Here is a 26,426-nt window from a genome sequence, read left to right as displayed (position 1 = left end):
CAGCTAGTCCTGTTCCCCGATATGCTTGAGCACCAGCGCCGCCAGACCGTTGGCATTGCCAAAATAATCCAGCAACTCAATGGTGAGATCGGGAAACCGTTGTCGGGCATCTTCCACCTGGGCCGGGATGTCCTTGCCCACGTGTTTTCCCTTGTTGAAAAACAACGGATACAGCTGCACACGGGTAACCGGCTGGTGCTCCAGTTGCTGAATCGCCTCCAACAGGGAAGGCTGCGCCAGCTCGAGGAAACAGGGCAGCACCGCCACGTATTCCTCGCCCGCCCCATGGGCGGATTCCGCCACGGTTTCCACCAGGGCACGGAATTCATCGTTGGCAGTGTCACTACGGCTGCCATGGGCCATGATTAGCAGGGCTTTGGACATAGGGGCTCTCCCTCATCAATCTTTCTGTAGGAGCGTCGCTGACGGCGCGATAACCCACGTAAATCAAAAGCAATTTCACCACAGAGGGCACAGAGCACACAGAGAAAACCCATTCTTTTCCTCAGTGATCTCTGTGCCCTCTGTGGTCAATACCGATTTTCAGGTTTTGGGTTTATGCACTTCGCTCACCCTTTGGGTCGCACTGCGTGCGTTACTCCGCTTCGCTGCGCTCCGACAGTGGCTTCGTAGCCAGTTCGTGACTGGTTTCGACGACGATCCCATGCCGCCTTGCCAGCGCGTCCCGGTCATCATCGTAGCCGCCACCGATCACCGTGGCCACCGCTATTCCCCGCCGACGGCAGCGCTCGATCACGCCCCGCTCACGGTCGGCAATGCCCTGCTCGGAAACACACAGCCGCCCCAGTGGGTCATGCTCGAAAATATCGACACCGGCATCATAAAGCACCAGTTGCGGGCGCACGGTATCGAGCAGGTTTTCCAGGGTTTCGAACACCGTATCCAGATAATCCCGGTCAGTCATACCCAGCGGCAAGCCCACATCCAGGTCGCTTTTCTGCTTGCGCACCGGAAAGTTTTTTTCGCAATGAAGGGAACAGGTAAAGGCCCGCGGCTCATCCGCGAGCATGGCGGCGGTGCCATCGCCCTGATGCACATCGCAATCGAAAACCAGCAGACGCTCCACGGCGCCGCTGGCCAGTAACTGTTTCGCGGCGAACGCCAGATCATTGAAGATACAGAAGCCGGAACCGAAATCGTAATGGGCGTGATGGGTACCACCGGCCAGATGGCAGGCCAGGCCCTGTCTCAGGGCAAGCTGCGCCGTAAACAGGGTTCCCATGGGGGCAATGCAGGTGCGCTTCACCAGCCCCTCGCTCCACGGCAACCCCAGGCGACGCCGGGCCTTCTGATCCAGGGTGCCAGCAACGATGTCCGAGACATACTGCGGACAATGGGCCTGGCCCAACAGGGCCGCCTTGGCCCGGCCCGGACGAAATTCGTTGTCGCCGTGGGCTATCCCCAGCCCCCGCAAGTGCCCATGCAGCCGGCCGAACTTTTCCATGGGGAAACGGTGTTCGCCGGGAAAGGGAAAGCTGTAATCGGGGTGGTAGACCAGGGGCAGCACGGCAGACCATAAGGTGAAAAACAGTTACCACATTGTGGCGGCCGATGCTTCCCGGAGCAACGAGTCCGGCCTGCCTGCCCCCTTAAAACAACCACTCCAGACCATGCCGCGCCTGGTTACGGGCATTTTCGGTAATCACCTCGCCGTGGGCCAGGCTGAGTTTTTCGAAGGGCCATTCCAGAATGCGGGTGATGCTGGCGCGGGCCTTTCTGCGGTTCAGATACACCAGCCGCAGGATCGGGTGCCAGCCGGGCTTTTGCCACAGACCACCCAGCTTCAGATACCAGCGGGTAAAGCCATGGTCACACTGGCGGAAGTTTTCGATCAGATCGGCGGCGATCAGGGTACGGCTGGCGGGATGATAGAACACCGTCTCTTGCAACATGGAACCTTCGATAAAGACCAGCTCGAAATCGTCCCCCCAATCCGGGTGCGGGGTTTCCGACAGGGTGGCATCCAGGGTCAGATCCTTGCGCTTACCCGCCAGTTTGGCCGGGCCATGCAAAAGCGCATCCGGGTAACGCTGTTTTACCTCGGCGGCAAACACATGGTGGAACAGATTCGGGCAGACGATATGTTTCACCTCACCCAGTGCCGCCAGCTCGGCTGCCAGATCCTCATCCACCGGTACCGGCGAATGCAGTAGCAAACCGCCGCTGGACAGCTTCACCACCGTCATGCGGGACCCCACATGCAGGCCCATGAAGGCGTGAGGGACGGCGACGTGCCAGATGGTGTCGGTAAGTGATTGAAGCTGGCTCATGGTGTGATCCTTCCGTGTCTCTGAACCATCAAGACTAAAGGCCAAACACGCGGCTATCCATGGCTTTGTCGTAACGGCTCCAACAGCTTTTCAGTGCCGTCCATTTTCAACATCAGCGCCAGCGCCATCAGCCGGCCCAGCTCGCCGTTGGGGAAACCCTTACTGGCAAACCACAGCAGGTAGGGTTCAGGCAGGTCGATCAACACCCGCCCCTGATACTTGCCGAACGGCATGGTGCGTTCGATCAGGGCTTTCAGATCTTCCTGTTTGAAATCCATAGAGACTCAGCGGTAACGGCGACGCAGGCGGCGGTGACGATGGCCAAAAAAGGCGCGAATAATCGCCGACGTGACTGTCGGCAATACCCGCGGCTCGAACACCAGGGTGTCGAGAAGCCTACAGCCAGTGTCGCTATCCTCCAAGCGTCTTTCATGACGCCACTCTCGCATGCCGGTCATGGGCGAGGCCTCCACGAAGCCTTCTCCAGGAGTGAGGGACAGCAACGTCAGGTCTGAATACCCTACCGGCAGCCAGCCAAACAGTTTGATGGAACTACGAAACAGCGGCTTACCCGGCGTCAGTGGCACGTCCTGCAAGCTGCGGACACCCGCCGGCGCCCCCATGGTCAGCCAAGGGCGCATTTCGTCGTTGATGCCTTCCATGGCGGTAATAGCCCGCCACAGGGCAGCCCGACTCACCGGCAACGCACTGGAAAATTCCAGTCTGATCAACATGACTCCTTTTCCTCTGCACATTGCTGGCCGCCCTGTTCATCGCGTACCTGACGCAGAATCGACAGGGCGCTGTGGGTAAACAGGCCGGCAATCGCCAGCGCCACCAGCAGGTCCGGCCAGCGGCTTCCCAGCCAGAGCACCAGGCTGCCGGACACCAGCACCGCCAGATTGGCCAGCGCATCATTGCGCGAACACAGCCAGGCGGAACGGATATTGGCGTCCCCTTGCCGATGACGCAGCAGCAACAGGGCACTGACCACATTGGCAACCAGCGCCAGCCCGGCCACCCCCATCATCATCTCTCCCTGGGGAGCGCTGCCCTGCCACAGGGCCCAGACACTGTTGGCCAGCACCACCACGCCCATGATCAGCAGGGAGAACCCCTTGATGCGGGCGGCCCGCAGCCGCCAGGCCAGGGACTGGCCCAGCGCCCACAGGGTCAGGCCATAGGTGGCCGTATCGCCGAGGAAATCCAGCGCATCCGCCTGCAGGGCGCGGGAGTCCGCCAGCACCCCAGAGGTCGCCTCCACCACAAACATCACCGCATTGATCAGCAGCACCAGCCACAGCACCCGGCGGTATGCCGGCGCCGGGCTGGCCTGGATATCGGTATCGCAACAGCCCATCAGTCAGTCTCCATCAGTTCACGCAGGTCATCGGCAATCGGCATGGGTTGTAGCGGGTTGACGTTGGCGCCGCCGGTATTACCCAGGGGCACCCACAGCCGCGACAACAGCATGGCCGCCAGCAGGCGCAACAACTGACCACGCACTTCGCGGGCATCCAGGCGCTGCCACCCCACTTTCAGCATCCACCAGTGGCTCTGCACATGGGGGGTGACCCGGGTCTGGCCCAGCACGTGGGCTCGCTCCAGCAGCGCGAACGCCTGCTCCCAGCGGCGTTGGCGGTAAGCCAGACGCGCCTCGCTCATCGCTGTCCCGAAGGCCTGTCGCTGTCGCTCATTCATGAAAAGCTCCTTGAACCCATACCGTTATGTCACCATTAAAAAAGCTATAGTGACTACAGGTTCAAGCCCCGGAGGCGCCATGAGCACCCTTTTTTCTATCGGCACCCTGAGCAAGGCCGCCGGCTGCAAGGTGGAAACCATCCGCTACTACGAAAAGATCGGCCTGATGCCCGAACCCGCCCGCAGCGAAGGCGGCCAGCGACGCTATCACCGCAAGCACCGCGAACGGCTGCAGTTCATTCGCCACAGCCGGGAGCTGGGCTTCACCCTGGATGATATTCGTGAACTGCTGGCCATGAGCGAGCAACATGGCCACGCCGACAGCATCGCCCGCCGCCACCGGACTGCCGTGCAAAACCGCATCCGCTCGCTGACGGCATTACGCGATGAACTGGACCGGATGATCGAAGAGTGCGAACAGGGGCATACCGGCGAGTGCCGAGTCATCGAGGTACTCAGCGATCACCAGGAATGCAGCGGCGATCACTGAGGCTTTTTTGCCGTTTACCCCATATGGGGGAAGCTCATTTCTGCCCAGTTTCTACAATGAAGGAGCCTCTGGAGAGCTTCTTGCGTATTCAGCGTGGCCTGAAGGGTGCAGCTGTTGTGTTTTGTCGCGACGGACAGGGTGGCCCCCTTTCCTAGCGACAAAGCGCAGCGGATGTGCCCTTCAGGCCGCGCCCTCCGGGTCTTCCAGGCTGGCCCGCACTCGTTCGATGGGTGGACACACACCTTCGATATTGCGCCCCTCTTTACCTTGGCAGAGAGGGCGAGCCAGCCTGAAAGACTGAGCATGCAAGAAGCTCTTCAGAGGCTCCTTAATGGAACGACGATTCCCGGTTGAGGACACACCGGGCCAAACCGATGGACAGAAAAGGGGAAGATCATGAAATGGACCTTTGGCATTGCCGCACTGCTCGCCTCGCAATTTGCCGTAGCCGACTATTATTCCAGCCTTGACGACGACACCTGCTGGGATGGCCGCAACAGCCGCGGCGGCCCCTGCATGGAAGTGCACGACACAAAATGGAGCCAGTACACCGAGGGACGCTTTACCGTCACCTTCCGCAACACCTGCAACAACCGTATTTATGCCCGTTTCTGCAATGAGCGCGATAACGGTTCCGAAGATTGCGGCGCTTCCGGCATTTCAGCAGGCAACACCAAGAGCTGGTCTACCAGCAACGCCAATGGCCGCTATACCTATAACTGGATCGGGGTAGAAAAAGGCTCCAAGGACTGGGTCTGCTCCGGCAAGGTATCCAACTGGCACGATTGAAACAGACGATAGAACTTCGCCTTGCGAGCAAGGCTCCAACGGGGCACGGATGCTGGTCAGAAACCCGCTGTTGGAGCGTTGCTCGCAAAACGAAGAGTTTTACTCCCCTCCCGCCATCAATCTCTCTTGCTTGCTGAAGAAACCGATCACCCTAGCCAGAGATGGTTATCCCACCAGCCATCAGGCAGTGTCAGCCAGTGGCTTTGCACTGCACCGCCGGTGCAGTCGAAGTAACGGCATTTGCCCTGCCCGGAAGTCACCGCGAAACCACCGGGTACTGCACCAACTCCAGCACAGTCCGGCATGGGCGCATCCACCACGGTGGCGGCACTATCCAGATCCCAGATGAAAAAACGGTTGCCGCGCGGGGCGGTCATTGCCACTAGTCTTTTTTCGCTGTGGATGGCAATGCTGGCGGTGTACTGGTTCATTATCGCCAGTTGCGATTCACTCACCGGGAATGGGTGATATGCCTCACCGGGGCGCTTGATGGCCAGTAATGGCACCTTGTCCCAGGCCGGGCCGTGGTATTGCTGGCCGGTGATCACGGTGCCGTCACTGGCCACGGCCAGATGGCGAATACTGTTCTTTTGTTGCGGCAGGGTTTCTTTACTGAGCAGCTCTCCCTGGCGATCCATGATCACCAGGCTCGGCGCCATGGCCGGTAAATTCATTTCCTTCCGGCTGCCGCCTTCGGTACGAATACCGCCGTTACCAATCACCAGGGATTCGCCGTCCGGCAACCAGGCCAGTTGATGCGGGCCCACACCATGGCTGGACACCTCGCCGTCATGGATCAGCTGCAGACGCGTGCTATCCAGCCGATAGCGACCCAGCACGCCGCGTCCCGGTTCACGGGTATCGTTTTCCGTGGCGTAAAGCCACCGGCCACTGTTGTGGAAGACAGCGTGACCGTAGAAATGCCGTTGCGGCTGGCTGTGCAGGGTCTGCAGAAGAATGCCGTCACGCAGATCGACCAGGTAGCTTTCCCGGGACGGACGACGCCCCACAAACAAGGCAAGAGGCAGGAAAGGATGCCGGCAAATGTCGTGGCAACGATCCGTCACCGGAGTCGCAAAAGCGCGCCGACCATCGAGAAAATAACCGACCGCATAATGCTGGCCAGCATCATCATTGCGGGCGGACAATAGCAGCGGCGATTGGCCTCGCCCGGACCAGACGGTCCAGCCGCCCAGGGCGGCGGTGCCGGCTACCGCCGCACCAACGCCCAGTAATTGTCGTCGTGTCAGTGGCATAACGGACTTCCCCAAAAATTGCTAAATCCTGCTGAAGAAGCACCCTTTGAGGTGCAAACCGCGCATCAGCGCGGCGGGAGCAATGCATGTTTACTGCAATGATGTCCGGGCGGCCTTATCCGTCTCTGAAACACCTGATCGCCCTGCGGACGATTTCCGCTGACGCGGTTCGCACCTCAAGCGGTGCTCCTACGCGGCTTCGTAGAAATCTAGTCGCCGTCGTTGGCGTTGAAGCCGATCTGGATGCCCAGGTGCCGGGCCAGATCGTCTTGCTGCAGCGTTTCCAGGGCATCCAGGTTCTGATACAGCGACTGCAACTGCGCCTGGCGGGTCGGGTCCTGCACCAGTTCCATCAACGGCGCCGGCAAGGCTTCCAACTGGTCACGGATTGTCTTGTAGGCCTGGTCGATATCAGCCACCAGTCCGGCATCCCCTACCAGGGAACGGACCCGCTCCCACACCGCCTGGGCGCCCGCCAGGGAGGCCTGCAGGTTTTCCGTGGAATGACGGCTGCGCCAGGCTTCCGCCTGATAGGGTTGCGGCACGCCGCTGTTGAGCCGGCCCATGGGCGTACCCAGCTTTTTCTTCAGGGTATCAACACCGGTGACCTGAACACGCAGGATGCCACCCAGAGCCTCATCCGCATTGGCGTAACGCGCATTGGGGAAGCTCGTGAGCTTATCCAGCATTCCTTCGGGCTGCTGCCATAGGGCAAGCACCTGATCAGACAAGGTCAACTGGTGACGGGCAATGCCCGTCAGCAACGGGCAGTAGCGGTCCCGGTTTTCAGTGACAGCCGTCTGCTCATCGAAGAGCACATATTCAAACGCCGTCAGCCCCTGTACCACCACACTGGCACCTTCCAGTTGCGGCTGAGTCAGATCGGCAAATTCATCCAGCAAGTCCTCGGTCTGGCGCGCCACCATATTTCGCTTGTCCGGCCAGAACTGGACCTGCCAGCTACGATTGCCCTCGGACAATGGCCCGACCATCAAAGGCTGCAGGCGGGACCAGGCAGACTGGCTCTGGTGGAATGCCTGCTTCAGGCTGGCTAGTTCCTGATCGCCACTGCACCAGGCCCGGGTGCTGTCCAGCAGGGTCATGTTGCGACTTTGCCACTGTTGGTGCGCAGGCAGCAGCACCTGATCGGCCAGTTGCGTGGTGACCTGCTGGCGCGGATCACTGCAGGCAGCCAGCATCAGGGTGGTAATCAGCACTATCAGGCGTTGCATGGAAACCTCAGAATGAAAGCCAACAGGGTTACAGCGAATTCAGGAAAGCCAACAGCGCAGCGCGCTGCTCGGCGTCGAAGATGAGCACCGTGTCCCGGGAGCCGGCGGCTTCGCCACCGTGCCAGAGAATCGCTTCCATCAGGTTACGGGCCCGACCGTCGTGGAGGAACTGGGTGTGCCCGTTCACCGCCTCAGTAAGGCCAATGCCCCATAGCGGCGGGGTACGCCATTCCTGCCCATTGGCCAGGAATTCCGGACGCCCATCGGCCAGACCCGGGCCGACATCATGAAGCAACAGGTCGGTATAGGGGCGGATGGTCTGGTTGGCCAGCTCCGGTTCTGCCGCATCGGCGCCGGTGGTAAAGCTGGGCACATGGCAGCCCTGACAGTTGGCCTGGTGGAATAACGATTTGCCTTTCAGTACCTGCGGGTCATCCACATTACGGCGGGCCGGGACCGCCAGATTGCGGGTATAAAACAGCACGCTGTCCATGATGCTGTCGCTGACTTCCACCTCGCCACCATTGGGCATAGCCAGGCAATCGGTCTGGCTGGGCGCGCAGGAATCCGTCGTTACCAGGTGACTATTGAGCCCCATGTCGTTGGCAAAGGCTTCCGCATTCTGCTGTCGCAGGCTGGGCTGACCGGCCTTCCAGCCGAACCGGCCCATGGCCGTGGTGCCAGTGGCACGATCCCAGACCCGGTTGACCCGGCCGCTGATGCCATCATCGTCCTCGTCATGGGGATCGGCATGGGCCAACAGATCGGCTTCGGGAATGGCTTCCAGAAAGCCAAGGCCGATCATCGGCGGCGCAACGCGGGCGGAGTACAAGGTAGCGGGGTGCATGTCCCCATAGGCCAGATCGGAAAACTCCAGGCGCGGTTTGCGCAGTTCTACCTGGTGACCATCGGCAAACGTCATGGTCTGCAGCTCATAGGTGACCCGCACCCGACCTTCCGGTGACACCCCGGGGATGGCCGCATCCTGGAATTGGCCCCCGTAGTTGGGCTCTGGCACCAGACCGCTGCGGGTCAGGTCGTCGGTCGCGCTGGCAGGTACCGACAGACGCACCAGCATGGACACCGCCTGCTTGGCGTCCGGGGCCGGCGGATGGCCGCGACCATCCTTGATATGACAGTTCTGGCAGGCGTTGGTGTTGAACAGTGGGCCCAGGCCGTCCCGGGCATCGGTGGACGCCGGGGCAATCACCCAGGGATTGCGAAAGAAACTATTACCGACACTGAAATCCAGCCGCCGCGACGGCGACAGGTTGGCCAGCGGCAGGGAAAAAGCGTTCTGGTCGGTCTTGGTAACCGTGCCTTCGCCGGCCGACAGGTGCTCGCCGGGCTCCGCTTCGGTAAAGCTCGGACCCTGGTCGCAGGCGGTCAGCAGAATGGCCAGAGTCAGCAGGAGATAACGCAAGGTATGAATATCCTTCTATCTTGATAGCGCAGCCACAGGGGCCACGCATGCAGGCTCAGCAAGGGCAGCAACCCTTCGCTGCCCTGTCACTGTTAATCACGATTTTTCAGAAACTATGGTTGGCGGTGTCCGGATTCAGGGCCTGGATATCCAGTACCAGGGCCGCCTTTTCGATGCGGGTGGTCTGTTCCACCAGGGCATCAATGGCCCCGTTCACCGTGGCAGCACCCTCGGCATTGCCCGGCGCGATCAGTTGATCGAAATGCACGCCGCTGGCGGCACTGTCGACCAACGTCTGCAAGGCCGCCTCACTGGCGTTCAGATCGGCTTTCAGGGCCTCATCCAACTGCGGTTCGCTGGCAGCTACCAGATCACTGAGGGACGGGCCGCTGACGGTGTCACCGTTTACCCGCTGGTACTCCCCCAGATAGACATTCTCGATACCCTTGCCGTTATAGAAATGGGAAAAGTGAGTGTTGTCACTGAAGCAATCATGCTCGTCTTCCGGCGAATGGGCGGCCAGGGCCACCTTCATGCGCTCACCGGCCAGCTCGCCCAGGGACAGGCTGCCCATACCGAACAACATCTTGCGCAGGCCGTTTTCCACACTGTCTGCCGCCAGGTCGGCGCGATAGTTGTCCTGGTCCGGCTGCCATTCAGCCACCATGGCTTCCAGATCACTGATCAACAGATCGGTCACCACGGTCAGGTAGTCGCGACGACGGTCGTTGTGGCCACCGGTGGCAGCCTCACCGGTAGCAAAATCCGTGGCCGGGCGTTCGCCGGCACCAGCATCGGTGCCATTCAGGTCCTGCCCCCAGAGCAGAAATTCGATGGCGTGATAGCCGGTGGCCACATTCACCTCGGACCCGCCCAGCTCGTTCAGGCTTGCCAGCAGATCGGCATCCAGCTCACTCAGATCCAGCTGCTGTTCGCCAATCTTCAATGACTGACTGGCAATGATATTGGCTCGGGCGCCCGGGTTACCCATCACCGCCTGATAATCGTCGGCCACGTAATCAATCAGGCCTTCATCCAGCGGCCAGGCATTTACCTGCCCCTCCCATTCATCCACCACGGCATTGCCGAAACGGAAGACTTCCGTCTGCATGTAAGGCACCCGGGCATCGCGCCAGGCCTGTCGGGCTGCTGCAAGAGTCTCTGCATTGGGTTGCGCCAGCAGGGCATCAATCTGCCCACGCAGTTCGCGAGCCTCGCTCAGGGCATCGCTGTAGGCAGCCAGCGCCAGGTCGGCATAGTGATTGATCACCAGCCGGGCACGGGCCTCGTCGTAGGCCGGTGCTGGCGTGGCAGCGGGTTCATCACTGCAGGCAGAGAGCAGCAGAGAGGCCAGCAACAGGCCCCCGGTAGAGACGCGGGACAGCATGGAATTCCTCGAATATCGTGTAACGGCAAGTGAACAGGCACCAGTCACAGGGGCACCCAAAAACTTCAAGACACAATAATGCGAATTATTCGCATTAATTTAAAGGGGCAAGGCAGCAAATTTGCTCTTTCATGGGGATTTTTTTCAGGCCCGGGGCGTTCACAGTAAATAAAGCGGGACTAGTGGTGAACCCAGTTCACAAAAGGCCTAGAATACCGCCGCCCTCACCCTCAACACCTCCCTGCCGTGAGAGAGGCCCGTCATGAGCACCGTTTTACTGATTTTGGTAGCACTGGGTTTTCTGTCCATCGTCGTCGAAGACATGGTCCACATCGACAAGGCCAAGACCACCCTGTTCTTCGGCTCCCTGGCCTGGCTGCTGTATTTTATCGCCCCGCCGGCCCATCTGAGCCACGACATCCTGATGGAACGGCTGGACGAAAACCTGCTGGATATCGCCACCCTGTGGCTGTTCCTGATGGCCGCCATGACCTTTGTGGCGTACCTGTCCGGCAAGGGCATTATCGACAGCATCGTCAACCGCCTGCTACCCACTCGCATCAGCGAACGCAAGCTGATGCTGCTCACCGGTCTGTTCGCGTTCCTGTTCTCCTCCCTGGCTGACAACATCACCGCCACCCTGGTGTGTATTGCCGTGCTGACGAACCTGAAGCTACCGGCGGAAAAGCTGCTGCGCTATGTGGTCCTGGTGGTGTTCTCGGTGAACGCAGGCGGTACTGCGCTGATCACCGGCGACGTGACCACGCTGATGATCTTTCTGGCGGACAAGGTGGAAATCCCCGACCTTCTCCTGCTCAGCCTGCCCGCCGCCGGCGCGGTTGCCGTACTGGCCGGCATGCTGTCGCTGGGGCTCAGCGGCGAGGTACAGATCCAGAAACAGGAAACCGTGATTGATCGAGGCGACAAGGTCATCGCGATACTGTTCTTCGCCACCATCCTCGGCACTATCGGTGCCAATGTGGCCTTTGGCATTCCGCCGGTGCTGTGCTTCCTGTTCGGGCTGTCACTGATGTTTCTGGTAGTGCAGTTCCTCAACAAGGACGAACCGGTGCTGGAATACATCCGCAAGATCGAGTTCGACACCCTGCTGTTTTTCCTCGGGGTACTACTGCTGGTGGGGATGCTCAAGGAGCTGGGCATGCTGGCCTACTTCCCGGCCCTGTACGATGTGATGCCCCCGGTAGCCGCCAACTTCCTGGTGGGGATCGCCTCGGCCCTGTTCGACAACGTGCCACTGACCGCGGCCCTGCTCAATTCCGGTATCGACATGACCCTGCCGGAATGGCTGTCACTGACCTATTCGGTGGGCGTGGGCGGCTCCCTGCTGATCATCGGCTCCGCCGCCGGGGTGATCGCCATGAGCAAGGTGGAAGTGCTGACCTTCGTCAGCTACCTGCGCTATTTCCTCTACCTGTTGGTGGCCTACAGCGTGGGCTTTGTGGCGGTGCTGGGGCTGGGGCAGTTGCTGGTGATGTAGGGGAGTCGATTTTTACCACAGAGGGCACAGAGCTCACTGAGGAAAAACCATCACCTTTGCTTTTGTATAGGGTGGATTAGCCGCAGGCGTAATCCACAAGAAACGCGCAATCCGTGGGTAACGCCTGCGGCTAACCCACCCTACATATACCCCGGAGAAACGGTTTTCCTCAGTGAGCTCTGTGCCCTCGGTGGTGAAAAAACGCTTTTGTCTTTAAGGCCTTTAACTCCAAACCCCGTCCAGCTTGAGCTGGTTTTTCAGTTTTCGCCAACGGGGTTCCGCCACCTGCGGGCGGGGCTTGAGCAACCGCAGTGGCAGCCATTGCTGCTGCGGTAGCTTATCCGCCCATTGCTCACCGGGCAGCATGGCATCCACTTCATAGCGCAAGCCCTGATGGTGATATTCGAAGGTCATCAGCCACAAAGTTTCTTCCCCGTCTTCGGGCTGGTTATATTGCTGAACCCCCACCACCCGGCCATCGATATTAATGCCGTATTCTTTCAACAGGGCACGCTCGTAGTAATAACCCACGCTGCTGTAAGTGGTAACAAACGCCATGATCAACACGCCGAAGCCGATCAACGCAAACAACGACGCAAACAGCAACAACCCCCAGTCTCCCGGGGAGTGCGCCCACACCAGCAGGCCCACACCCACGGACGCGAATGTCAGCCCCATAAAAAAGAGAATGCAGAAAAAACCCAGATGTTTGCGCAGGGATTGCAGCAGCAGCACGCCACTAAGTGGTTTGAGAGTCATCACAACACCGTCCGTCCATGGAGGGCGCAAGAATAGCGGGGAACATCAGCCAGCAAAAGTCAAAGGTTCAGTCCTTCACCTCCGGCTAATCACCTGCCCACAACAGCGAGTGAAAAGATTCCTGTGGCACGCCGGGCAAGCACGGCAGTAGCAAAACAGCAATCCGGCAATCAGTTAGCGCCGTAAAGATCCTTGTCCAGATCCATCAGGTCGCGATCCAGTTGCTGCCAGTTGCCCTGGCCATCCGCATCCATGTCGGCCAGTTCATGGTATTCATCAATGCGCTGCTGCAAATCGGTGAGCACATCCTGCAGGGCCAGCTGGTGACGTTCCGCTTCGGTACTGGAATCACCACTGGAACCGACGCCCCGGGCCTCCAGTTGCTCCAGTTCTGTTTCCAGTTCATCCAGCTTGCCCTTGATATCGGCCAGCATCTGTTTTGCATTTTCCACGGTATGACTCCTTGCAAGTCTCTGCATGAATCCGCTTCCAGATTGGCCCCATTGTTCCGCCCTGGTCAAGGCGATGCGTGGTAACGGTTTATTACGTCGGACAATCGGTCACCCAGGCCGCCTGAAATCTGGCCGTAACCCGTGGATTCCGTTACATTGCCAAGAGCATTCCACTCACCCATGGGCGTTGCGGACCAATAATGAAGAAAAACGTTGAACGGGCAGAACTGCTCAAAGACATGATTCAGGAAGCCATTGAAGACGGCGCCACCACCGTGGAAGAGGTGCACCAGCACATCGCCGGGCTGCCCTTCGACGCGCTGGAAAAGCTTGGACTGTTCGAAGAAAAGGCCGGCAACCTGAGAGACAAACAGCGTAAAACCATCGGCTTGGTATACGACACCATTCGCAAGGTCAATCAGGAAGTCGGCTCGCTGATTTCCGAACAATTTGCCGCCCTGGAAGACGCCCGCACCGCCTCGCGCAACATGGACAGCATCGACCCGCAGGACGACTGACATCGTCCTGTCTCAGGGTTGCAACTAACCGCTGCAGTACTCGTCAAAGGCCGCCTGGCTTCGCTCAAAGCCCTGCTCTTGTGCCAACTCCCAGGGCCGTTCACAGCTGTCGTTGGCCGGGCACCACTGATACCCCGCAGACCCCAGGCAGCCATATTTGTCCCGGTCGCTACCCGGCATGGGCTGGCAACCGGCGAGAAACAGCATCGCCGCTATTATCAGTGTTTTTTCCATGTCCGGTTTCTCCTGTAGCCGACAGGCTCCGATAGCGAATTGCTCCCCCCTTTCACCCTGCGGGCAGCTCGCCACGGAACCTGAACCTATTTCACCACCCCAACCCCGCCATCGCCAGCAGCGCGCAACCGACAGACGCATTATCATCCCCGCCCTTTCCCGATTAGAATGGCCGGCTCGCTCCAGAACGCCCTGCAGTATGGATAACCAAGAGTATGCATAGGACGCACACACCCGCACCATCCGGCCCCGCCAGCAGCCGTCTGGTGACGCTGCTGACGCAGCTGGATCGCAAGGCAGCCAGGGATAGCCACGGAGACTTTGCCGAGCGCCTGGGACGGCTGTTCGATCTGTCCGATGCCATCTCTCTGGACGGCGCCAATCAATACCGCCCCAAAGGTCCCTTCGAGGCCAGGCCGGACGCCACCGAACGCCTGCAGGCGGACCTGCTGAAGACCCGCGACACCCTGCTGGCCCACCTGAGCCGAAGCTTTGCCGGAGAGAAGGCGGCCTCGGTGATCCCCCTGCCGCCGCTCAAGGACGACGCCCAGACCGACAAGCGCCCCACCTTTGGCGCCTACGAACGCTTTTATCAGGCCCACCAACGGCAGATGATTGCCGGGCTCAGTAACCTGCGCCAGCGGTCCCGTCGTATCCTCATCGGCCACAGCCAGGCCATGGCCCGGCTGGCGGAACTGGATGCGGTGTTTGAACAAAGCCTGAGCGGCTACGTGCGCCACTGCTTCGGCGCCCTGCCCGGCTTTCTGGAAAAACGCTATCGCACCCTCTGGGACACCCGTGATCCCTTTCATACCGTCGAGGACTGGCTCGCCCCACAGGGGTGGCTGAGCCAGTTCCGGCGTGAACTGCAACTGCTGTTACTTGCCGAGCTGGACGCCCGCCAGGAACCCATACTCGGCCTGCTGGACGCCCTTGTCGCCGATGCGACGGGCAACCAGTCCACCCATAACGAGGTAAGCAAGACCGTATGAGACGCTTTCTTTTTGCTGTCCCCTTTCTCCTCGGCGCCATTGCCGTGGTCTGGATCGCCGCCACCTTTCTGAGCAACCCGGTGGCCCTGACCGTGACCCTGATCATCGCCGCCGCCTATACCCTGGGCTTTGCCGAGTTGGTGCGCTTTCGCCGCACCACCGCCACCCTGGACCGGCAGCTCGATGACCTGCCGGAAAGCCGCGATGGCCTGACTCACTGGCTCAAGGCCCTGCCCGGCAGCCTGCGCCACGCGGTACACCGCCGCATCGATGGCCACCCGGCGCCCCTGCCCGGCCCCCAGCTGACCCCCTACCTCACCGGCCTGCTGGTGATGCTGGGCCTGCTGGGCACCTTCGTGGGCATGATCGTCACCCTGCAAGGGGCCGCCACCGCCCTGGATGGCAGCAGCGAACTCACCGCCATCCGCAGCGCCCTGGCCGCGCCCATCGCCGGGCTCAGCCTGGCCTTCGGCACCTCCATTGCCGGTGTGGCCGCGTCCGCCATGCTGGGGCTCAGCGCCGCCCTCTGTCGCCGCGACCGCATGGCCGTGTCGCGCAAGCTGGACGACCGGGTGGACCTGGAGCTGCATGCCTTCTCCCTGAACCACCAGCGTCAGTCCGCCTACACCGCCCTGCAGGATCAATCCCGCATTTTCCCGGAGCTGGTCAGCGCCCTGCAGGGGCTCACCGGGCGCATGGAACAAATGGGCGAACAGCTCAGCGAGTCCCTGACCCGCAACCAGCAGGATTTCCACCACACCCTTACCGATCAATACCGCACGCTGGCGGATTCCGTCAGCCAGTCGCTGAAGGAAACCCTGGCGGACAGCAGCCGCCTGGCGGTGGAAAACATCCAGCCGATCATGAAGCAATCCCTGGCCGACCTGAGCCAGCAGGTGCAGGGCACCCACGAAACGCTCAACGCCATCACCGAAAAGCAGCTTGCCACCCTCACCGAACGGTTCCACCAGACCACGGAATCCGCTGCCCAACACTGGCAGCAGGGGCTTGAGCAGCATCAGCAGACCAGCGCGCGTCTGGTCAACGATATCAGCACCTCCCTGGCCGCCCATCACGACCAGTTCCGCGACAACAGCAGCCAGCTGCTCGAACAGATGCGTAGCACCCAGACAGAACTGGGCAGCGCCAGCGAACAGCAACTGGCCGCCATCGCCGAGCAATTCCGCAGCGCCAGCGAGCAGGCCCTGCAACAGTGGCAACAGGGCCTGGCCGAGCAGAAGGACACCGGCCACAGCCTGCTACAGGAAGTGCGCGATACCCAGCAGCAGCTGGCCCGCACCAGCGAAGAGCAGCTCCGCGCTGTCACCGGCCAGTTCCGTGAGGTCAGCGACCAGGCCGCCGCCCAGTGGCGCGACGGCATCGACGCACAACAGGCGTCCGGCACCACCCTGATCAGCGAATTACGCAGCTCCCTGAGCGAGCACAACAACCAGTTTCAGAACAGCGCCACCGGCCTGCTGGATGGCCAGAGAACCGGCCTGGAGACCCTGGTGGCCACCGTGCGCGAGGAATTGATTGCCCTGCGTGACGCGGAAGCCGGCCGCAGCGAAGCCGCCAGCGAGCGGCTGGCACAGCTGGAAGGCACCGTCAGCGAGCACCTGGGCCGCCTGGGCACCGCCCTGGAAGCGCCCATGACCCGCCTGATCGAAACCGCCTCGGAAACCCCGAAAGCGGCGGCGGAAGTGATCAGCCGTCTGCGCGAGGAAATGACCCGCAGTAGCGAACGGGACAACGAACTGCTGGAAGAGCGCCGCCGCATCATGGCCGAGCTGGATACCCTGCTCAGCGGCCAGCGCGATGCTGCCGGCGCCCAACGTGACGCCATTGAGACACTGATCACCACCGCCAGCGACACCCTGACCCAGGTCAGCGACACCTTCGCCCAGCAGGTCAGCGCCCAGAGCGAGCAGCTCGACCAGGTGGCCGGGGATGTGTCCGGCAGCGCCGCCGAAGTGGCCAGCCTCAGCGATGCCTTCGCTACCGCCGTACAGGTGTTCAGCGACGCCAACGACAAGCTGCTGGACAACCTGCAACAGGTGGAAAGCCGTCTGGAACAGTCCTCCGCCCGGGCCGACGAACAGCTCAACTACTATGTGGAGCAGGCTCGCGAGGTAATCGAACTGAGCATGGCCTCGCAGAAAGAAGTGATCGACGCCCTCGGCACGCTCAATAGCGCCAGTAGCGGCGCCCACAGCGAAGAACGCCCGACCAGCGAGGTCAACTGATGGACGATCTTCACGACAGCGACAGCTCATCCGTATGGGCCATCTTCTCCGACCTGATGGCCGCCCTGGTGGGCATTCTGGTGCTGGTGCTGGTGTGGGTCATCGGCATCCAGCTGGAGCTGAGCCAGTCGCTGGAAGAGGAGAAGGCCCGGCGGGTGGCCGAAGAGCAGCGCCGCCAGGCCCTGGAAGAGGCACTGGCCGATCCCCTGGCCAGTGGCAGGGTGACCTTCCGCGACGGCCGCATCGGCATCAGCGGCAGCGTGTTGTTCCAGCTCAACTCGGACCAGCTACAGCCGGAGGGCGAGGAACTGCTGCGCGATCTGGCCAAGCCGCTGCAGGTGTTTCTCGACCAGCACGACGAGCTGCTGATGGTCAGCGGCTTCACCGATGACCTGCCGATCCAGCGGGGTAACCGCCGCTATCAGGACAACTGGGGCCTGTCCGCCCAGCGGGCGCTCACCGTGACGCGCACCCTGATCCAGCAAGGCATGCCCGCCGACCAGGTCTTCGCCGCTGCCTTCGGCCCCCACCAGCCGGTGGTGCCCAACGACAGCGACACCACCCGAGCTCAGAACCGCCGGGTAGAACTGACCACCGTGCCCCGCCAGGGCGCCAAGGTCAGTACCGCGCAGCATGCCAGCCAGGCAGAAGGAGCCGACGGCAATGGCTGATGCGCCTACTCCCAGCACTCCCTCGCTGAGCGCCATGGCCGAACAGCTCGCGAGCCTGCGCGACCAGGGCGCAGCCCGCTTTGCCCCGGCCCGCTTTCGCTACCTGGAAGCCCAGGCCGAGCGTCTTGGCACCCTGACACGGGTCAGCCCCACGCCGCTGACACGGCTGGCCACAGCGCTGGAGCATTTTCAGGAAGGGTTTCAGGCCGAGATTGCCCGGGTGGATGCGCAACTGGCCGAGGAGGCGCCGAGCGAGCCCGTGGGCTCCATGCGGGAGAAAGGGGATCTGAAAGCCCTGCTGCGCCATCTGCGCGCCCGTCAACGACAGCAAGAACCCTCTGCCTTCGCCGCCCTGCACGCCTGCTATGCCAACCAGACACCACAGGAAGACGACGACCACAGAGACCCGATGACCGCCCTGCTACGCCAGCAGGAACAAAGCGTACTGGCCCGGCACGGCATCACTACTCCGGCAACGCCGACAGACAATAGCGGCCCACGGGAGCTGAAAGCCCTGCGTCAGGTCCGCGCCACACAGCAAAGTCAGCGCAAACGCCAACGCATCGCTCAGGCTATCCATCAGACCCCCAGCGACGCCGGCCCGCTCAATTCCCACCGGCTGGTCACAAGCGCCCTGGAAACCCTGCGCGATCTTTCACCCGCCTATCTGGATCACCTGGTCACCCAGGTGGACACGCTGATGTGGCTGGAGAAACTGGCAAAGCAGCGGCGGAGTTCCTAGCTTCTAGCTCGTAGCTCGTAGCTCGTAGCTCGCCACTATCGTCCCGACCCTTCGGGATGCAAGCATCGCTTCCCACAACGTTTGTGCTTGCCGGAAGGGCATGTGGGAAGCGATGTTCACATCGCGAATTCCGCCTTTGCAGACTCGGTCTATTTCTCTTCTTTGTCTTGGCTCTCCGGCGGATGCAGCAGATCATCGTGCTCACCCATTTCCCAGGGAAGCTTGCCGGGGGTGAGATCCAGGAAGTGCAGGTAGTTTTCGAACTGGTCAAGAATGTCGCGAATGATGTCGTCCTCGTCGTAACCGAACACATCGTAGGAACGGCCACCCCGACGCAGGAACACTTCCGCGCGGTAATAGTTTTCCTCTTTCATCACCGTGGAAGCGCCCCCGGCCGTTACGAAACCGGGCACCGGCTGGCTGACCAGGCGGATGTCATAGACAAAGCCCACATGCCCTTCACGTTCAACCTGCAGTTCGGCACGGATCAGGCTCTCATCGAACACCACCCTGGCATCCCAGCCGGACTCCTTCATCTCTTTGACCACCTTTTCCATGCTCTGCATGGCTTTACCGCGAATGAAGATTTCCACATTGTCGCGGCCAGGGAAGTCCATCATGCCTTTCAGACGATGGCGCCACTGGGAACCGGTCAGGTGACGGCGCGTCGCCATATGCATTTGCAAGCTGGTTTCGCGATGCCCCTCAATCACCAACGCCCGCCACATGCCCACGGCAGCCAGAATAATAATGATGGCAAAGGGCAAGGCGCTGGCAATGGTCATGGTCTGCAGCGCCTGCAAGCCACCCGCCAGCAACAACACCGACGCAATGGTCCCCTCCAGCACCGCCCAGAAAATCCGCTGCCAGGCCGGGGTATTCAGCACCCCGCCGGAAGCCAGCGAGTCCACCACCAGGGAGCCGGAATCCGAGGACGTCACAAAGAAAGTGATAATCAACAGCACCGCCAAAAAGGAAATAAATGACGACAATGGCAGTTCATCAAACAGCTTGAACAACGCCACCGCCTTGTCGGTTTGTACATCACCGACCAGCGTGGTCACACCCTCATTCATGATCATGTTCAGCGCGGTATCACCAAATACGGAGAACCACAGGAAGGTGAACAGGGACGGCACCAACATCACCCCCACCACAAACTCGCGGATAGTACGGCCCCGACTGATCTTGGCAATAAACAGCCCGACAAAGGGCGCCCAGGCGATGGTCCAGCCGAAGATAAACAGGGTCCAGTTACCGATCCAGTCGCTGTGGGTATAGGCCTGCAGGTTGAAGGTACGCTCGACAATGCCGCTTAAGTAGCTGCCCGTGTTCTGCAGAAAACTTTCCAGAATATGAATCGTCGGCCCCACCACAAACACAAACGCCATCAGGGCCACGGCCAACACCATGTTCAGAATCGACAGGCGCTTCACACCCTTGTCCATCCCTGCCACCACAGACACGGTGGCCAGTGCGGTGACAATGGCAATGGCAGTGATCTGCACCCAGGTGGCCACCGGCACACCCCACAGATAGTTCAGCCCCGCGTTGATCTGTGCGGCGGACAAACCCAGGGTGGTGGCGATACCGAACATGGTGCCAAGAATCGCAAACACATCGATGGCATGACCGATCGGCCCGTAAATTCGTTCACCAATCAGGGGGTAGAACGCCGAGCGCATGGACAACGGCAAACCATGACGAAAGGCAAAGTACGCCATCACCAGACCCACCAGGCCGTAAATCGCCCAGATATGAAAACCCCAGTGGAAAAAGGCAATCTGCATGGCCTGCTTGGCCGCATCCACGGTTTCTGCAGCCCCGGCCGGGGGCTCCGCATAATGCAACACCGGCTCCGCCACCCCGAAGAACAGCAAGGCGATGCCGTAACCGGCGGAAAACAGCATGGCGAACCATTCCGGGAATGAATACTCCGCCTCGCAATGATCCGGCCCCAGCTTGATATTGCCCCAGCGGCTCATCGCCACACCGACGATAAAGATCAGGAACAGCGCCACCGACAGCATGTAAAACCAGCCGAAATTCGAGGTGATCCAGGCCTGCGCCGCGTTAAAGGCTTCGCCAGCCCGTTCCGGATCACTGATGGTGCCGATAATCAGCAGAAGCGATACCACCACAGCCGGAATAAAAACCGGAAGCAGAATCGTCGAGGTGGGGAGGGTGCGTTTTTCCGTCATAGCATTTCATCCATGATGACAGGGTTGGCGATTAGAGGATGCGTACCGCAACTCTCCGGAACTGGCAACGACCTCATGCTAGCAAAGATCGGCCCAACGTTTTTTTAAATCCTGTTATTTATGAAACCGGCATTCAGATCAACGGTGCAGCATGCCATCGCTTACCATTCACCGTAGGAGCGGCGCTTGAGCCGCGAACCCCACGTCGTTGTTAACCATTCGCGGCTCAAGCGCCGCTCCTACGGCGAAATAAACTCTTGCCGGGTTAATAATAAAAAACCGGAGCAGACAGCCTTCATCTATTCTTCACGCAATAACCCGCGTAACCGATAACAACGTACCAGAAAAGCCAACGCCAACAACAGTAGCGAGCCGGACCAGATCGCAAACACCCAGCGAATCCCTGCGGCGGCAACAGTCAGCGATACATCTGAAGGGGTAACAAGAAACGCGAACGCGTAAAAGGACGCATGCAGGGAGCAGGCGTAAAGCAGCAGATTCCATCCTGACCAGGGGTGCGGCCCCAGCGAAGAAAAACGCCACAGCCCCCATAAAAAAATCAGGTTATACCAGGTCATGAAAAGAGCAAACAGCCCAATCACCTCGCCAAGGCTATCCACATAATCCGGCGTCAGATTTACAAGCATCACCACACTGCCCATCACCGACACAACCAACACCCCGACACCGGCAAACCAGGTGCCATCGATGGGAGCAATGGCGGACACCAGCCAGACGACAATTGCCAGCCGGAACAACAGGACATCCATCGTCAGCATGTTCTTCGCAACGTTATGGGTTCATAGTGTTGCCGGGCTTTCCGCGACGAATCAGGCCTTGATCAACCCGGCCCGGTCGCCCCTTCGCTGGCTTGCAGGCCACCCTCAGGCAGTCGGTCCGCGCCCCAGCTGCGTTGCAGATAGCCACTGACTTCATCCAGTTGCTGCTGTTCAACTTGCGCCAGCTCACCCCGCTCCAACGGATCAAAGTGAAAGATATAAAGCCGCGACGCAAACTGCTCGAAGGGCAGTGACGCCTCGCCAAAACGTTCGCCATGGCCGGCGGTGCTGACCACCACGCCATCGCCCCAGTCCTGACCACTGTCGTTGTTGGGATTATAGAAATACACCCGCATGACATCCTGGGGATCCAGCGCCACGCGCAAGACACTAATTGCATGCCAGCCGATAAAACGGGCGGCACTGTCAGTAACAGCGACACCCGCAGGCTGGGGATGTATCAGGGGCTGATTGCCGTTGTAGTAGGGATGGTAGGCCGCATAGAAATGACGCAGAAAGTCGTCCAACTCCCACAGCTTCCCACTCCCCACATCAACATTGATACGAAAACCCCGGCCGGACCACCAGCCATGGAACTCCGGGTTCACCCACCGGTGGGGGTCACCCTCACGATCGACACAACGACGGCCCATTTCCGCATAAATCCGGTCCAGGTGGGGCACCACCAGCAGAGACACCGGGTCCAGGTCCATGGGCAGGCTACTGGCCACACCGCCAACGCTTTCGCTGGAGGAAATCGGCTGGCCCTCGAAGTGCATGATGATTTCATCGTCCCGGGCCGCCCAGGTCACCATTTGCAACAGGTAATCCGGGTCGTTGTACGCCCACATGGACAGGGCACGGGCAGACTGGCAAGTAGGGTTATTGCCCTGCCCCACCCCCAGTGGCTGCCCCAGCATGCACAGCACGCCTTCGATCAGATGCGCCTGGGGCGGCACCTGATTCCCGAAGGCCAGAGCCAGGCGCTGGCAGGACCAATCCGACAGAACCAGACCCAGCTGCCGCCACAGGGCTGGCGCCACCGGCGGCTGATAGAGAATGCCCCGCTCCAGCACCAGTGCCAAGCCATAAATGGACTGGGCGGTTTGCGGATGCACCGCCGCCTCAATCAACCCCTGCACCAGCTGCCGGTAACACATCAGACAATCGCGACCGGTGGAAGACAGGCCCATGGCCTCCGCCACCAGGTGATCACCCTGATCCAGCAGATGCCGCAACAACACCGGGTGATACGGCGACACCAGCCCCGTGTCATGCATGGCACGGGCAAACCCGGTGGCCTCGCCCTGCAAGGCCGTGGCATCCATGCTGGCTAGTCGCTCCAGATAGATCTCCACCCCCGGGTCTTCCCGGCAAGCCCGGGTCGGGCCGAACAGGCTGCTCACCAACCGGTCCGCCCCCTGGCCGCTACTGCCCAGGTCGATATCCGGATTTACCTGGCAAATGGCGATCTGCGTGACCATCTGCTTGACCGGGTCGGTCTGAATGGGGCGTTGATTGAGTATCCGCCAGATCTCTTCAATCAGCTTGTCAACGATATGCTCATAGCCGATGCGCTCGGCCAGATGCTGCAACAGATTCTGCGGCAGCACCGCCAGGCGGCCCTGGGTTTCACGCTGCGCCTCGGAGGGCGGCGAAAACAGCATGGCCAGATTCAGCGCCAGCACCTGGGTGAGAAAATGGTGGGCCTGCTCGACGGAAATCAGGGTGTGGCGGTAATCTCCACAGGCCACCGCCAGCATGCGTAGCTCGCTCAGAGCCTCTATCACCACCAGCTCCGCCTGGGCACTTTGCAGAGACTGGGCAGCGAAACCGGGAACCAGAATGTGTGGCTCCGCCCAATCTGTTCCGGCGAAAATTCCGGCCGCCTCCAGCGTCTCGATACGTTCGCCCAGGGCCGCACAACCGCCCTCCTGCATCATTACCCGCCGGGCCGTATCCAGCACCCGTGGCACCTTGGCTGGCCGGGTAAAAGAAGGCGCCTCTGCCAACTGGGTGATGGCATCATCCAGCCGCACAAGTAGCAGAGACAAATTGCTGGACGCGGACGTCTCTGAATGGGTCGTAGACACAGGGCAGTTCCTTAACGAATCCGTGGGGGCCCGACGGGCCCCATGGTAACACCGTATTCACACATAGAAATCCAGCTCTTCTTGACGCTTCAGCAACCGGTGCATCTCTTTCGGGTCGTCACCCATGAAGTAAATCAGACCCCAATGGGTACCAAAGGCGGTGCGCTTGGTGACAACCTCTTCCATGGGCGCCGTCAGTTCATGGGACTCGAAATAGGGATGGTCTTCGGTCTCCTCCGGGATCTCCAGCTGACTGACCACACGCCGGCGCGGGTACACCCCGAAACAACCGGCATGCCCCTTCGCATCCACCACCTCTTTCGGGAAGTAAGCCTTCACTTCCTCTGTGGTGGCCTTGGGATCGAACACCAGCATGGTGGCCTGATAGGCATTGAAACCCTCATAGACCCGTTCCAGCAACTCGAACACCTTGAAACCCGGCGGGCGATACGCCACTTCACCAAAGTACATCTCGCCATCGCTGGTGACAAAGTACTCCGGATGAATCATGCCAAACTCGATATCGAAGGTCTTGATCAGCTTCTCGATCTGCTGAGTAATCTGCGGCCGGTACTGCTCCAGATCCGGCGACGCGGGGACATACACCGAATACCCAAGCGTCACATACTCGGACAGGTTGAGAAAACAGATCTTGCCATCATGGATCCAGGCTTCCACCGCAAATTCCCAACCATCCAGATGTGACTCCATCAACGACGGGAATTCTTCATCAGGAATCGCATCCACCTCATCCGGAGTACGAATCACCCGGTGGCCGAGACAACCGGCCTTGTCGAAGGCCTTCAAGTGGATCGGGTCATTGGGGTCGCCATCCAGTTTCAGCAGAGTCTGATTCACCCGCTTCAGGAACCGGATCACGTCCTCCCGGTCATGGGCTTCCTCAAAGATACCCACCCGGATACCGCCAAGCTGGGCGCGCCGCTTCATCAGGGATTTATCCCGCATCAGCATGGCCTGGCCCAGCAAACGGGGGTTATCAAGCAGCACCGAATTGATCGCACCGGCCCACTCCACGGTTTCCTCATACAGCGGCACCGACACATCCACACCCATGTCCTTCAGGGTCTGGGCAATCTCCATGGAACGATCATTCAGGCGCTCGAAATTCCAGGGCACATAGGGAATATCATGCTCCTGGCAATACGCCTCAGCCCAGTCCGGGGCCACCACCACATACCGACGATCAAACTTCTCCGCCGCCTCGACCGCATTCAAACTCCATCCTAATAAGGCAATATAGCCTTTGTTGGGATCTTTCTTCATTGAGCGCCTCCTGTCGAAAAAATTGGCATTGGCCCTTTACGGTACACGTCTCCGCTTCTTTAACAACCGTTGACCTGCCACTTTTACAGCATAGACAGCACCTCCTTCTTGACCAAAAAAGAGAAAAAAGGGGACAAAACAAAGTCATATGACGGCGAGAGATAGCGTTACATGGAGCACCATTCACCGCTTACAATAAGTCGTCAAGGGAGCTCAGGAAGGGCAGCCGCATACGGCCAAGAAAATACTGATCAAATTGAAAGCCCTGACGCAGGGGGTACGACCATTTCTCCTCTTCAACTCTAAAGAGGTCACGATCTTAGGCAATAAAAATCAATATCCGCAAACATGTAAAATATAGCAAATTTAACGTTAAGACCCCCATATAAATGAAATCATGAAATGACAAAAAAATTTCTTTACTCGACACCACTAGGCATAGCCGGAAAACCCTGAACCGATCAGCCCTGCAATAAAAACCAGGACACCAAGCAACATGCCCACTGTAGCAGCCAACGATGGGTCATTCTTTTTATTTCCAGCAATCAATACGGCCGCGAAGAAGTGAGCCAATGGGAGCAATGTCCACGAGGCCAATGACAACCAAAAGAAAAAGGCTTCTGCCCCACCAGTGTAACCGCGAGAACAAAAAAAACAGGTAACTCCAAATGAAAGCCACCCGACAAAAATAAGAGTTATATATCGCCTTGATAGATACATAGCCATTCTCACACCCAAAACCCCAATCAGGACTGGACTGATCAGTCCACGACAAAAACCAGTCCTACCCTATCACATTGTCTACGTGCCAACCTGCAGCCACCAAAATTCCTGCATACTCATAAAATACCACGCCTTTTCGAACATGGATTTTCATTGATCCATCAACTCGTTCGTATATTTCAAAAGCCGAATAAAAGGCGTTCATGCAGGCCAGCCCATAACTTGCAGATGGGCCATGTTTTCACTCCCGATTGAATAACAATTCGCCATTGATATCTATCGAACTCCTCAAGGCAACATTATCGCCGCCAACATACCTCCCGCTTACCCCAGGGCACGGACAGCCCGCAAAAGCACAAAAGAGGCTGATAACGTGTCCGCCGGGAACCCTACAAAGACAGTGACGTACCCCAAATGAGGGATGCGAATGACCCGGCAACCTGCCAAAATCAACTATTTAAAGTAGCAGCTAATGTCAAAATCCAGTGAAAAGAGAGGCCGGCAAAACCGTGGGCACCCAGATGGCCGACGGAGACGCATACCGGCGCCAGACCTCGGACCTTTCCTTCCGAAGCCTGAGTGACATGGCCTACTGGCTGAGTGAAGATCATGGAGGCAAGGCTAATTTCGCGGAAGTTAGCAAAGCCACCAACGCGGTTTATCCA

27 protein-coding genes are annotated in these 26,426 nt (G+C 59.6%); 8 read left to right on the top strand and 19 right to left on the bottom strand.

What is annotated here, in order from left to right; genetic code table 11:
- Positions 1-3 precede the first annotated feature (3 nt).
- The 7 genes from T9A_RS06520 to T9A_RS06490 all read right to left on the bottom strand — a co-directional run bounded on the left by T9A_RS06520 (position 4) and on the right by T9A_RS06490 (position 3,992).
- On the bottom strand, positions 4-384 hold the full coding sequence (locus tag T9A_RS06520; protein ID WP_035246146.1) for a sirohydrochlorin chelatase: 381 nt from the start codon (positions 382-384) through the stop codon (positions 4-6).
- A gap of 211 nt (positions 385-595) precedes the next feature.
- On the bottom strand, positions 596-1,528 hold the full coding sequence (locus T9A_RS06515; RefSeq protein ID WP_035246143.1) for a histone deacetylase family protein: 933 nt from the start codon (positions 1,526-1,528) through the stop codon (positions 596-598).
- Between the two features lie 82 nt (positions 1,529-1,610).
- Positions 1,611-2,291, bottom strand: a complete 681-nt coding sequence (locus tag T9A_RS06510) for a DUF4336 domain-containing protein (protein WP_035246141.1) — start codon at positions 2,289-2,291, stop codon at positions 1,611-1,613.
- Positions 2,292-2,344: 53 nt separating this feature from the next.
- On the bottom strand, positions 2,345-2,569 hold the full coding sequence (locus T9A_RS06505; RefSeq protein WP_035246140.1) for a DUF3820 family protein: 225 nt from the start codon (positions 2,567-2,569) through the stop codon (positions 2,345-2,347).
- A 6-nt stretch (positions 2,570-2,575) separates the two neighbouring features.
- A complete protein-coding gene (locus tag T9A_RS06500; RefSeq protein ID WP_035246139.1) occupies positions 2,576-3,025 on the bottom strand; it encodes an Rv1443c family protein in 450 nt (149 codons plus the stop codon).
- Complete coding sequence (locus T9A_RS06495) at positions 3,019-3,651, bottom strand: cation diffusion facilitator family transporter (RefSeq protein ID WP_052042555.1); 633 nt, start codon at positions 3,649-3,651, stop codon at positions 3,019-3,021. The genes T9A_RS06500 and T9A_RS06495 overlap by 7 nt, the downstream gene beginning before the upstream one ends.
- Entirely contained in the window at positions 3,651-3,992 is a 342-nt protein-coding gene (locus T9A_RS06490) for a DUF3703 domain-containing protein (protein WP_035246138.1), read from the bottom strand. The genes T9A_RS06495 and T9A_RS06490 overlap by 1 nt, the downstream gene beginning before the upstream one ends.
- A 79-nt stretch (positions 3,993-4,071) precedes the next feature.
- On the opposite strand from T9A_RS06490, the gene T9A_RS06485 reads away from it, so the two are divergent.
- A complete protein-coding gene (locus T9A_RS06485) occupies positions 4,072-4,482 on the top strand; it encodes a MerR family transcriptional regulator (RefSeq protein ID WP_035246137.1) in 411 nt (136 codons plus the stop codon).
- 396 nt (positions 4,483-4,878) lie between these two features.
- The gene (locus T9A_RS06475) at positions 4,879-5,271 is read left to right on the top strand and encodes a hypothetical protein (RefSeq protein WP_035246135.1); all 393 of its coding nucleotides are present in this window, start codon (positions 4,879-4,881) and stop codon (positions 5,269-5,271) included.
- Between the two features lie 146 nt (positions 5,272-5,417).
- On the opposite strand, the gene T9A_RS06470 is transcribed toward T9A_RS06475, so the two are convergent.
- From T9A_RS06470 to T9A_RS06455, 4 genes are all read right to left on the bottom strand, one after another.
- Entirely contained in the window at positions 5,418-6,527 is a 1,110-nt protein-coding gene (locus T9A_RS06470) for a DUF1513 domain-containing protein (RefSeq protein ID WP_198030629.1), read from the bottom strand.
- 209 nt (positions 6,528-6,736) lie between these two features.
- Positions 6,737-7,759 (bottom strand): imelysin family protein, encoded by a 1,023-nt coding sequence (locus T9A_RS06465; protein WP_035246134.1) that lies wholly within the window; start codon positions 7,757-7,759, stop codon positions 6,737-6,739.
- A gap of 28 nt (positions 7,760-7,787) precedes the next feature.
- A complete protein-coding gene (locus T9A_RS06460; RefSeq protein WP_035246133.1) occupies positions 7,788-9,182 on the bottom strand; it encodes a di-heme oxidoreductase family protein in 1,395 nt (464 codons plus the stop codon).
- A 106-nt stretch (positions 9,183-9,288) separates the two neighbouring features.
- Positions 9,289-10,569, bottom strand: a complete 1,281-nt coding sequence (locus T9A_RS06455; RefSeq protein ID WP_035246132.1) for an imelysin family protein — start codon at positions 10,567-10,569, stop codon at positions 9,289-9,291.
- Positions 10,570-10,831: 262 nt separating this feature from the next.
- On the opposite strand from T9A_RS06455, the gene nhaD reads away from it, so the two are divergent.
- Positions 10,832-12,067, top strand: coding sequence for a sodium:proton antiporter NhaD (gene nhaD, locus T9A_RS06450; protein ID WP_035246130.1), 1,236 nt, complete (start codon positions 10,832-10,834; stop codon positions 12,065-12,067).
- A 222-nt stretch (positions 12,068-12,289) separates the two neighbouring features.
- Here the strand turns inward: nhaD and T9A_RS06445 are convergent, their stop codons facing one another.
- Positions 12,290-12,826, bottom strand: a complete 537-nt coding sequence (locus tag T9A_RS06445; protein ID WP_035246129.1) for a hypothetical protein — start codon at positions 12,824-12,826, stop codon at positions 12,290-12,292.
- A 170-nt stretch (positions 12,827-12,996) separates the two neighbouring features.
- The gene (locus T9A_RS06440; RefSeq protein WP_232222023.1) at positions 12,997-13,278 is read right to left on the bottom strand and encodes a hypothetical protein; all 282 of its coding nucleotides are present in this window, start codon (positions 13,276-13,278) and stop codon (positions 12,997-12,999) included.
- Positions 13,279-13,478: 200 nt separating this feature from the next.
- Between T9A_RS06440 and T9A_RS06435 the strand changes: the two genes are divergently transcribed.
- Positions 13,479-13,796, top strand: a complete 318-nt coding sequence (locus tag T9A_RS06435; protein ID WP_035246126.1) for a hypothetical protein — start codon at positions 13,479-13,481, stop codon at positions 13,794-13,796.
- A gap of 24 nt (positions 13,797-13,820) precedes the next feature.
- Here the strand turns inward: T9A_RS06435 and T9A_RS06430 are convergent, their stop codons facing one another.
- On the bottom strand, positions 13,821-14,030 hold the full coding sequence (locus tag T9A_RS06430) for a hypothetical protein (RefSeq protein ID WP_035246124.1): 210 nt from the start codon (positions 14,028-14,030) through the stop codon (positions 13,821-13,823).
- 215 nt (positions 14,031-14,245) lie between these two features.
- On the opposite strand from T9A_RS06430, the gene T9A_RS06425 reads away from it, so the two are divergent.
- Genes T9A_RS06425 through T9A_RS06410 form a run of 4 tightly spaced genes read left to right on the top strand, consistent with a single transcriptional unit; the run spans position 14,246 to position 18,681 of the window.
- The gene (locus T9A_RS06425; protein ID WP_052042553.1) at positions 14,246-15,022 is read left to right on the top strand and encodes a DUF3348 family protein; all 777 of its coding nucleotides are present in this window, start codon (positions 14,246-14,248) and stop codon (positions 15,020-15,022) included.
- Positions 15,019-17,268: a DUF802 domain-containing protein gene (locus tag T9A_RS06420; protein ID WP_035246122.1), complete on the top strand. Its 2,250-nt coding sequence runs from the start codon at positions 15,019-15,021 to the stop codon at positions 17,266-17,268. Before T9A_RS06425 ends, T9A_RS06420 begins: the two co-directional genes overlap by 4 nt.
- Positions 17,268-17,939, top strand: coding sequence for an OmpA family protein (locus T9A_RS06415; protein WP_052042551.1), 672 nt, complete (start codon positions 17,268-17,270; stop codon positions 17,937-17,939). The genes T9A_RS06420 and T9A_RS06415 overlap by 1 nt, the downstream gene beginning before the upstream one ends.
- A complete protein-coding gene (locus T9A_RS06410) occupies positions 17,932-18,681 on the top strand; it encodes a DUF2894 domain-containing protein (protein ID WP_035246120.1) in 750 nt (249 codons plus the stop codon). Before T9A_RS06415 ends, T9A_RS06410 begins: the two co-directional genes overlap by 8 nt.
- Positions 18,682-18,830: 149 nt before the next feature.
- Here T9A_RS06410 and T9A_RS06405 read toward each other — a convergent pair whose 3' ends face one another.
- The 5 genes from T9A_RS06405 to T9A_RS17040 form a co-directional block, all read right to left on the bottom strand.
- Entirely contained in the window at positions 18,831-20,882 is a 2,052-nt protein-coding gene (locus T9A_RS06405; RefSeq protein ID WP_035246118.1) for a BCCT family transporter, read from the bottom strand.
- Positions 20,883-21,181: 299 nt separating this feature from the next.
- Complete coding sequence (locus T9A_RS06400; RefSeq protein ID WP_035246116.1) at positions 21,182-21,661, bottom strand: hypothetical protein; 480 nt, start codon at positions 21,659-21,661, stop codon at positions 21,182-21,184.
- Between the two features lie 62 nt (positions 21,662-21,723).
- Complete coding sequence (locus T9A_RS06395; RefSeq protein ID WP_035246115.1) at positions 21,724-23,754, bottom strand: hypothetical protein; 2,031 nt, start codon at positions 23,752-23,754, stop codon at positions 21,724-21,726.
- 57 nt (positions 23,755-23,811) lie between these two features.
- Positions 23,812-25,038, bottom strand: coding sequence for a carboxylate--amine ligase (locus tag T9A_RS06390; RefSeq protein WP_035246113.1), 1,227 nt, complete (start codon positions 25,036-25,038; stop codon positions 23,812-23,814).
- 432 nt (positions 25,039-25,470) lie between these two features.
- Complete coding sequence (locus T9A_RS17040; protein WP_156964849.1) at positions 25,471-25,764, bottom strand: hypothetical protein; 294 nt, start codon at positions 25,762-25,764, stop codon at positions 25,471-25,473.
- Positions 25,765-26,426 lie beyond the last annotated feature (662 nt).

Source organism: Alcanivorax jadensis T9, from assembly GCF_000756655.1.
GTDB classification, from domain to species: Bacteria; Pseudomonadota; Gammaproteobacteria; order Pseudomonadales; family Alcanivoracaceae; genus Alcanivorax; species Alcanivorax jadensis.
This window is presented reverse-complemented; position numbering and strand designations above follow the sequence as displayed.

Excerpts from the sequence above, each read along its gene's own strand:
- T9A_RS06520 (WP_035246146.1), bottom strand. The coding sequence starts at position 384 with ATGTCCAAAGCCCTGCTAATCATGGCCCATGGCAGCCGTAGTGACACT.
- T9A_RS06510 (WP_035246141.1), bottom strand. The coding sequence starts at position 2,291 with ATGAGCCAGCTTCAATCACTTACCGACACCATCTGGCACGTCGCCGTC.
- T9A_RS06505 (WP_035246140.1), bottom strand. The coding sequence starts at position 2,569 with ATGGATTTCAAACAGGAAGATCTGAAAGCCCTGATCGAACGCACCATG.
- T9A_RS06500 (WP_035246139.1), bottom strand. The coding sequence starts at position 3,025 with ATGTTGATCAGACTGGAATTTTCCAGTGCGTTGCCGGTGAGTCGGGCT.
- T9A_RS06495 (WP_052042555.1), bottom strand. The coding sequence starts at position 3,651 with ATGGGCTGTTGCGATACCGATATCCAGGCCAGCCCGGCGCCGGCATAC.
- T9A_RS06490 (WP_035246138.1), bottom strand. The coding sequence starts at position 3,992 with ATGAATGAGCGACAGCGACAGGCCTTCGGGACAGCGATGAGCGAGGCG.
- T9A_RS06485 (WP_035246137.1), top strand. The coding sequence starts at position 4,072 with ATGAGCACCCTTTTTTCTATCGGCACCCTGAGCAAGGCCGCCGGCTGC.
- T9A_RS06475 (WP_035246135.1), top strand. The coding sequence starts at position 4,879 with ATGAAATGGACCTTTGGCATTGCCGCACTGCTCGCCTCGCAATTTGCC.
- T9A_RS06470 (WP_198030629.1), bottom strand. The coding sequence starts at position 6,527 with ATGCCACTGACACGACGACAATTACTGGGCGTTGGTGCGGCGGTAGCC.
- T9A_RS06465 (WP_035246134.1), bottom strand. The coding sequence starts at position 7,759 with ATGCAACGCCTGATAGTGCTGATTACCACCCTGATGCTGGCTGCCTGC.
- T9A_RS06455 (WP_035246132.1), bottom strand. The coding sequence starts at position 10,569 with ATGCTGTCCCGCGTCTCTACCGGGGGCCTGTTGCTGGCCTCTCTGCTG.
- nhaD (WP_035246130.1), top strand. The coding sequence starts at position 10,832 with ATGAGCACCGTTTTACTGATTTTGGTAGCACTGGGTTTTCTGTCCATC.
- T9A_RS06445 (WP_035246129.1), bottom strand. The coding sequence starts at position 12,826 with ATGACTCTCAAACCACTTAGTGGCGTGCTGCTGCTGCAATCCCTGCGC.
- T9A_RS06435 (WP_035246126.1), top strand. The coding sequence starts at position 13,479 with ATGAAGAAAAACGTTGAACGGGCAGAACTGCTCAAAGACATGATTCAG.
- T9A_RS06430 (WP_035246124.1), bottom strand. The coding sequence starts at position 14,030 with ATGGAAAAAACACTGATAATAGCGGCGATGCTGTTTCTCGCCGGTTGC.
- T9A_RS06425 (WP_052042553.1), top strand. The coding sequence starts at position 14,246 with ATGCATAGGACGCACACACCCGCACCATCCGGCCCCGCCAGCAGCCGT.
- T9A_RS06420 (WP_035246122.1), top strand. The coding sequence starts at position 15,019 with ATGAGACGCTTTCTTTTTGCTGTCCCCTTTCTCCTCGGCGCCATTGCC.
- T9A_RS06415 (WP_052042551.1), top strand. The coding sequence starts at position 17,268 with ATGGACGATCTTCACGACAGCGACAGCTCATCCGTATGGGCCATCTTC.
- T9A_RS06410 (WP_035246120.1), top strand. The coding sequence starts at position 17,932 with ATGGCTGATGCGCCTACTCCCAGCACTCCCTCGCTGAGCGCCATGGCC.
- T9A_RS06405 (WP_035246118.1), bottom strand. The coding sequence starts at position 20,882 with ATGACGGAAAAACGCACCCTCCCCACCTCGACGATTCTGCTTCCGGTT.
- T9A_RS06400 (WP_035246116.1), bottom strand. The coding sequence starts at position 21,661 with ATGCTGACGATGGATGTCCTGTTGTTCCGGCTGGCAATTGTCGTCTGG.
- T9A_RS06390 (WP_035246113.1), bottom strand. The coding sequence starts at position 25,038 with ATGAAGAAAGATCCCAACAAAGGCTATATTGCCTTATTAGGATGGAGT.
- T9A_RS17040 (WP_156964849.1), bottom strand. The coding sequence starts at position 25,764 with ATGGCTATGTATCTATCAAGGCGATATATAACTCTTATTTTTGTCGGG.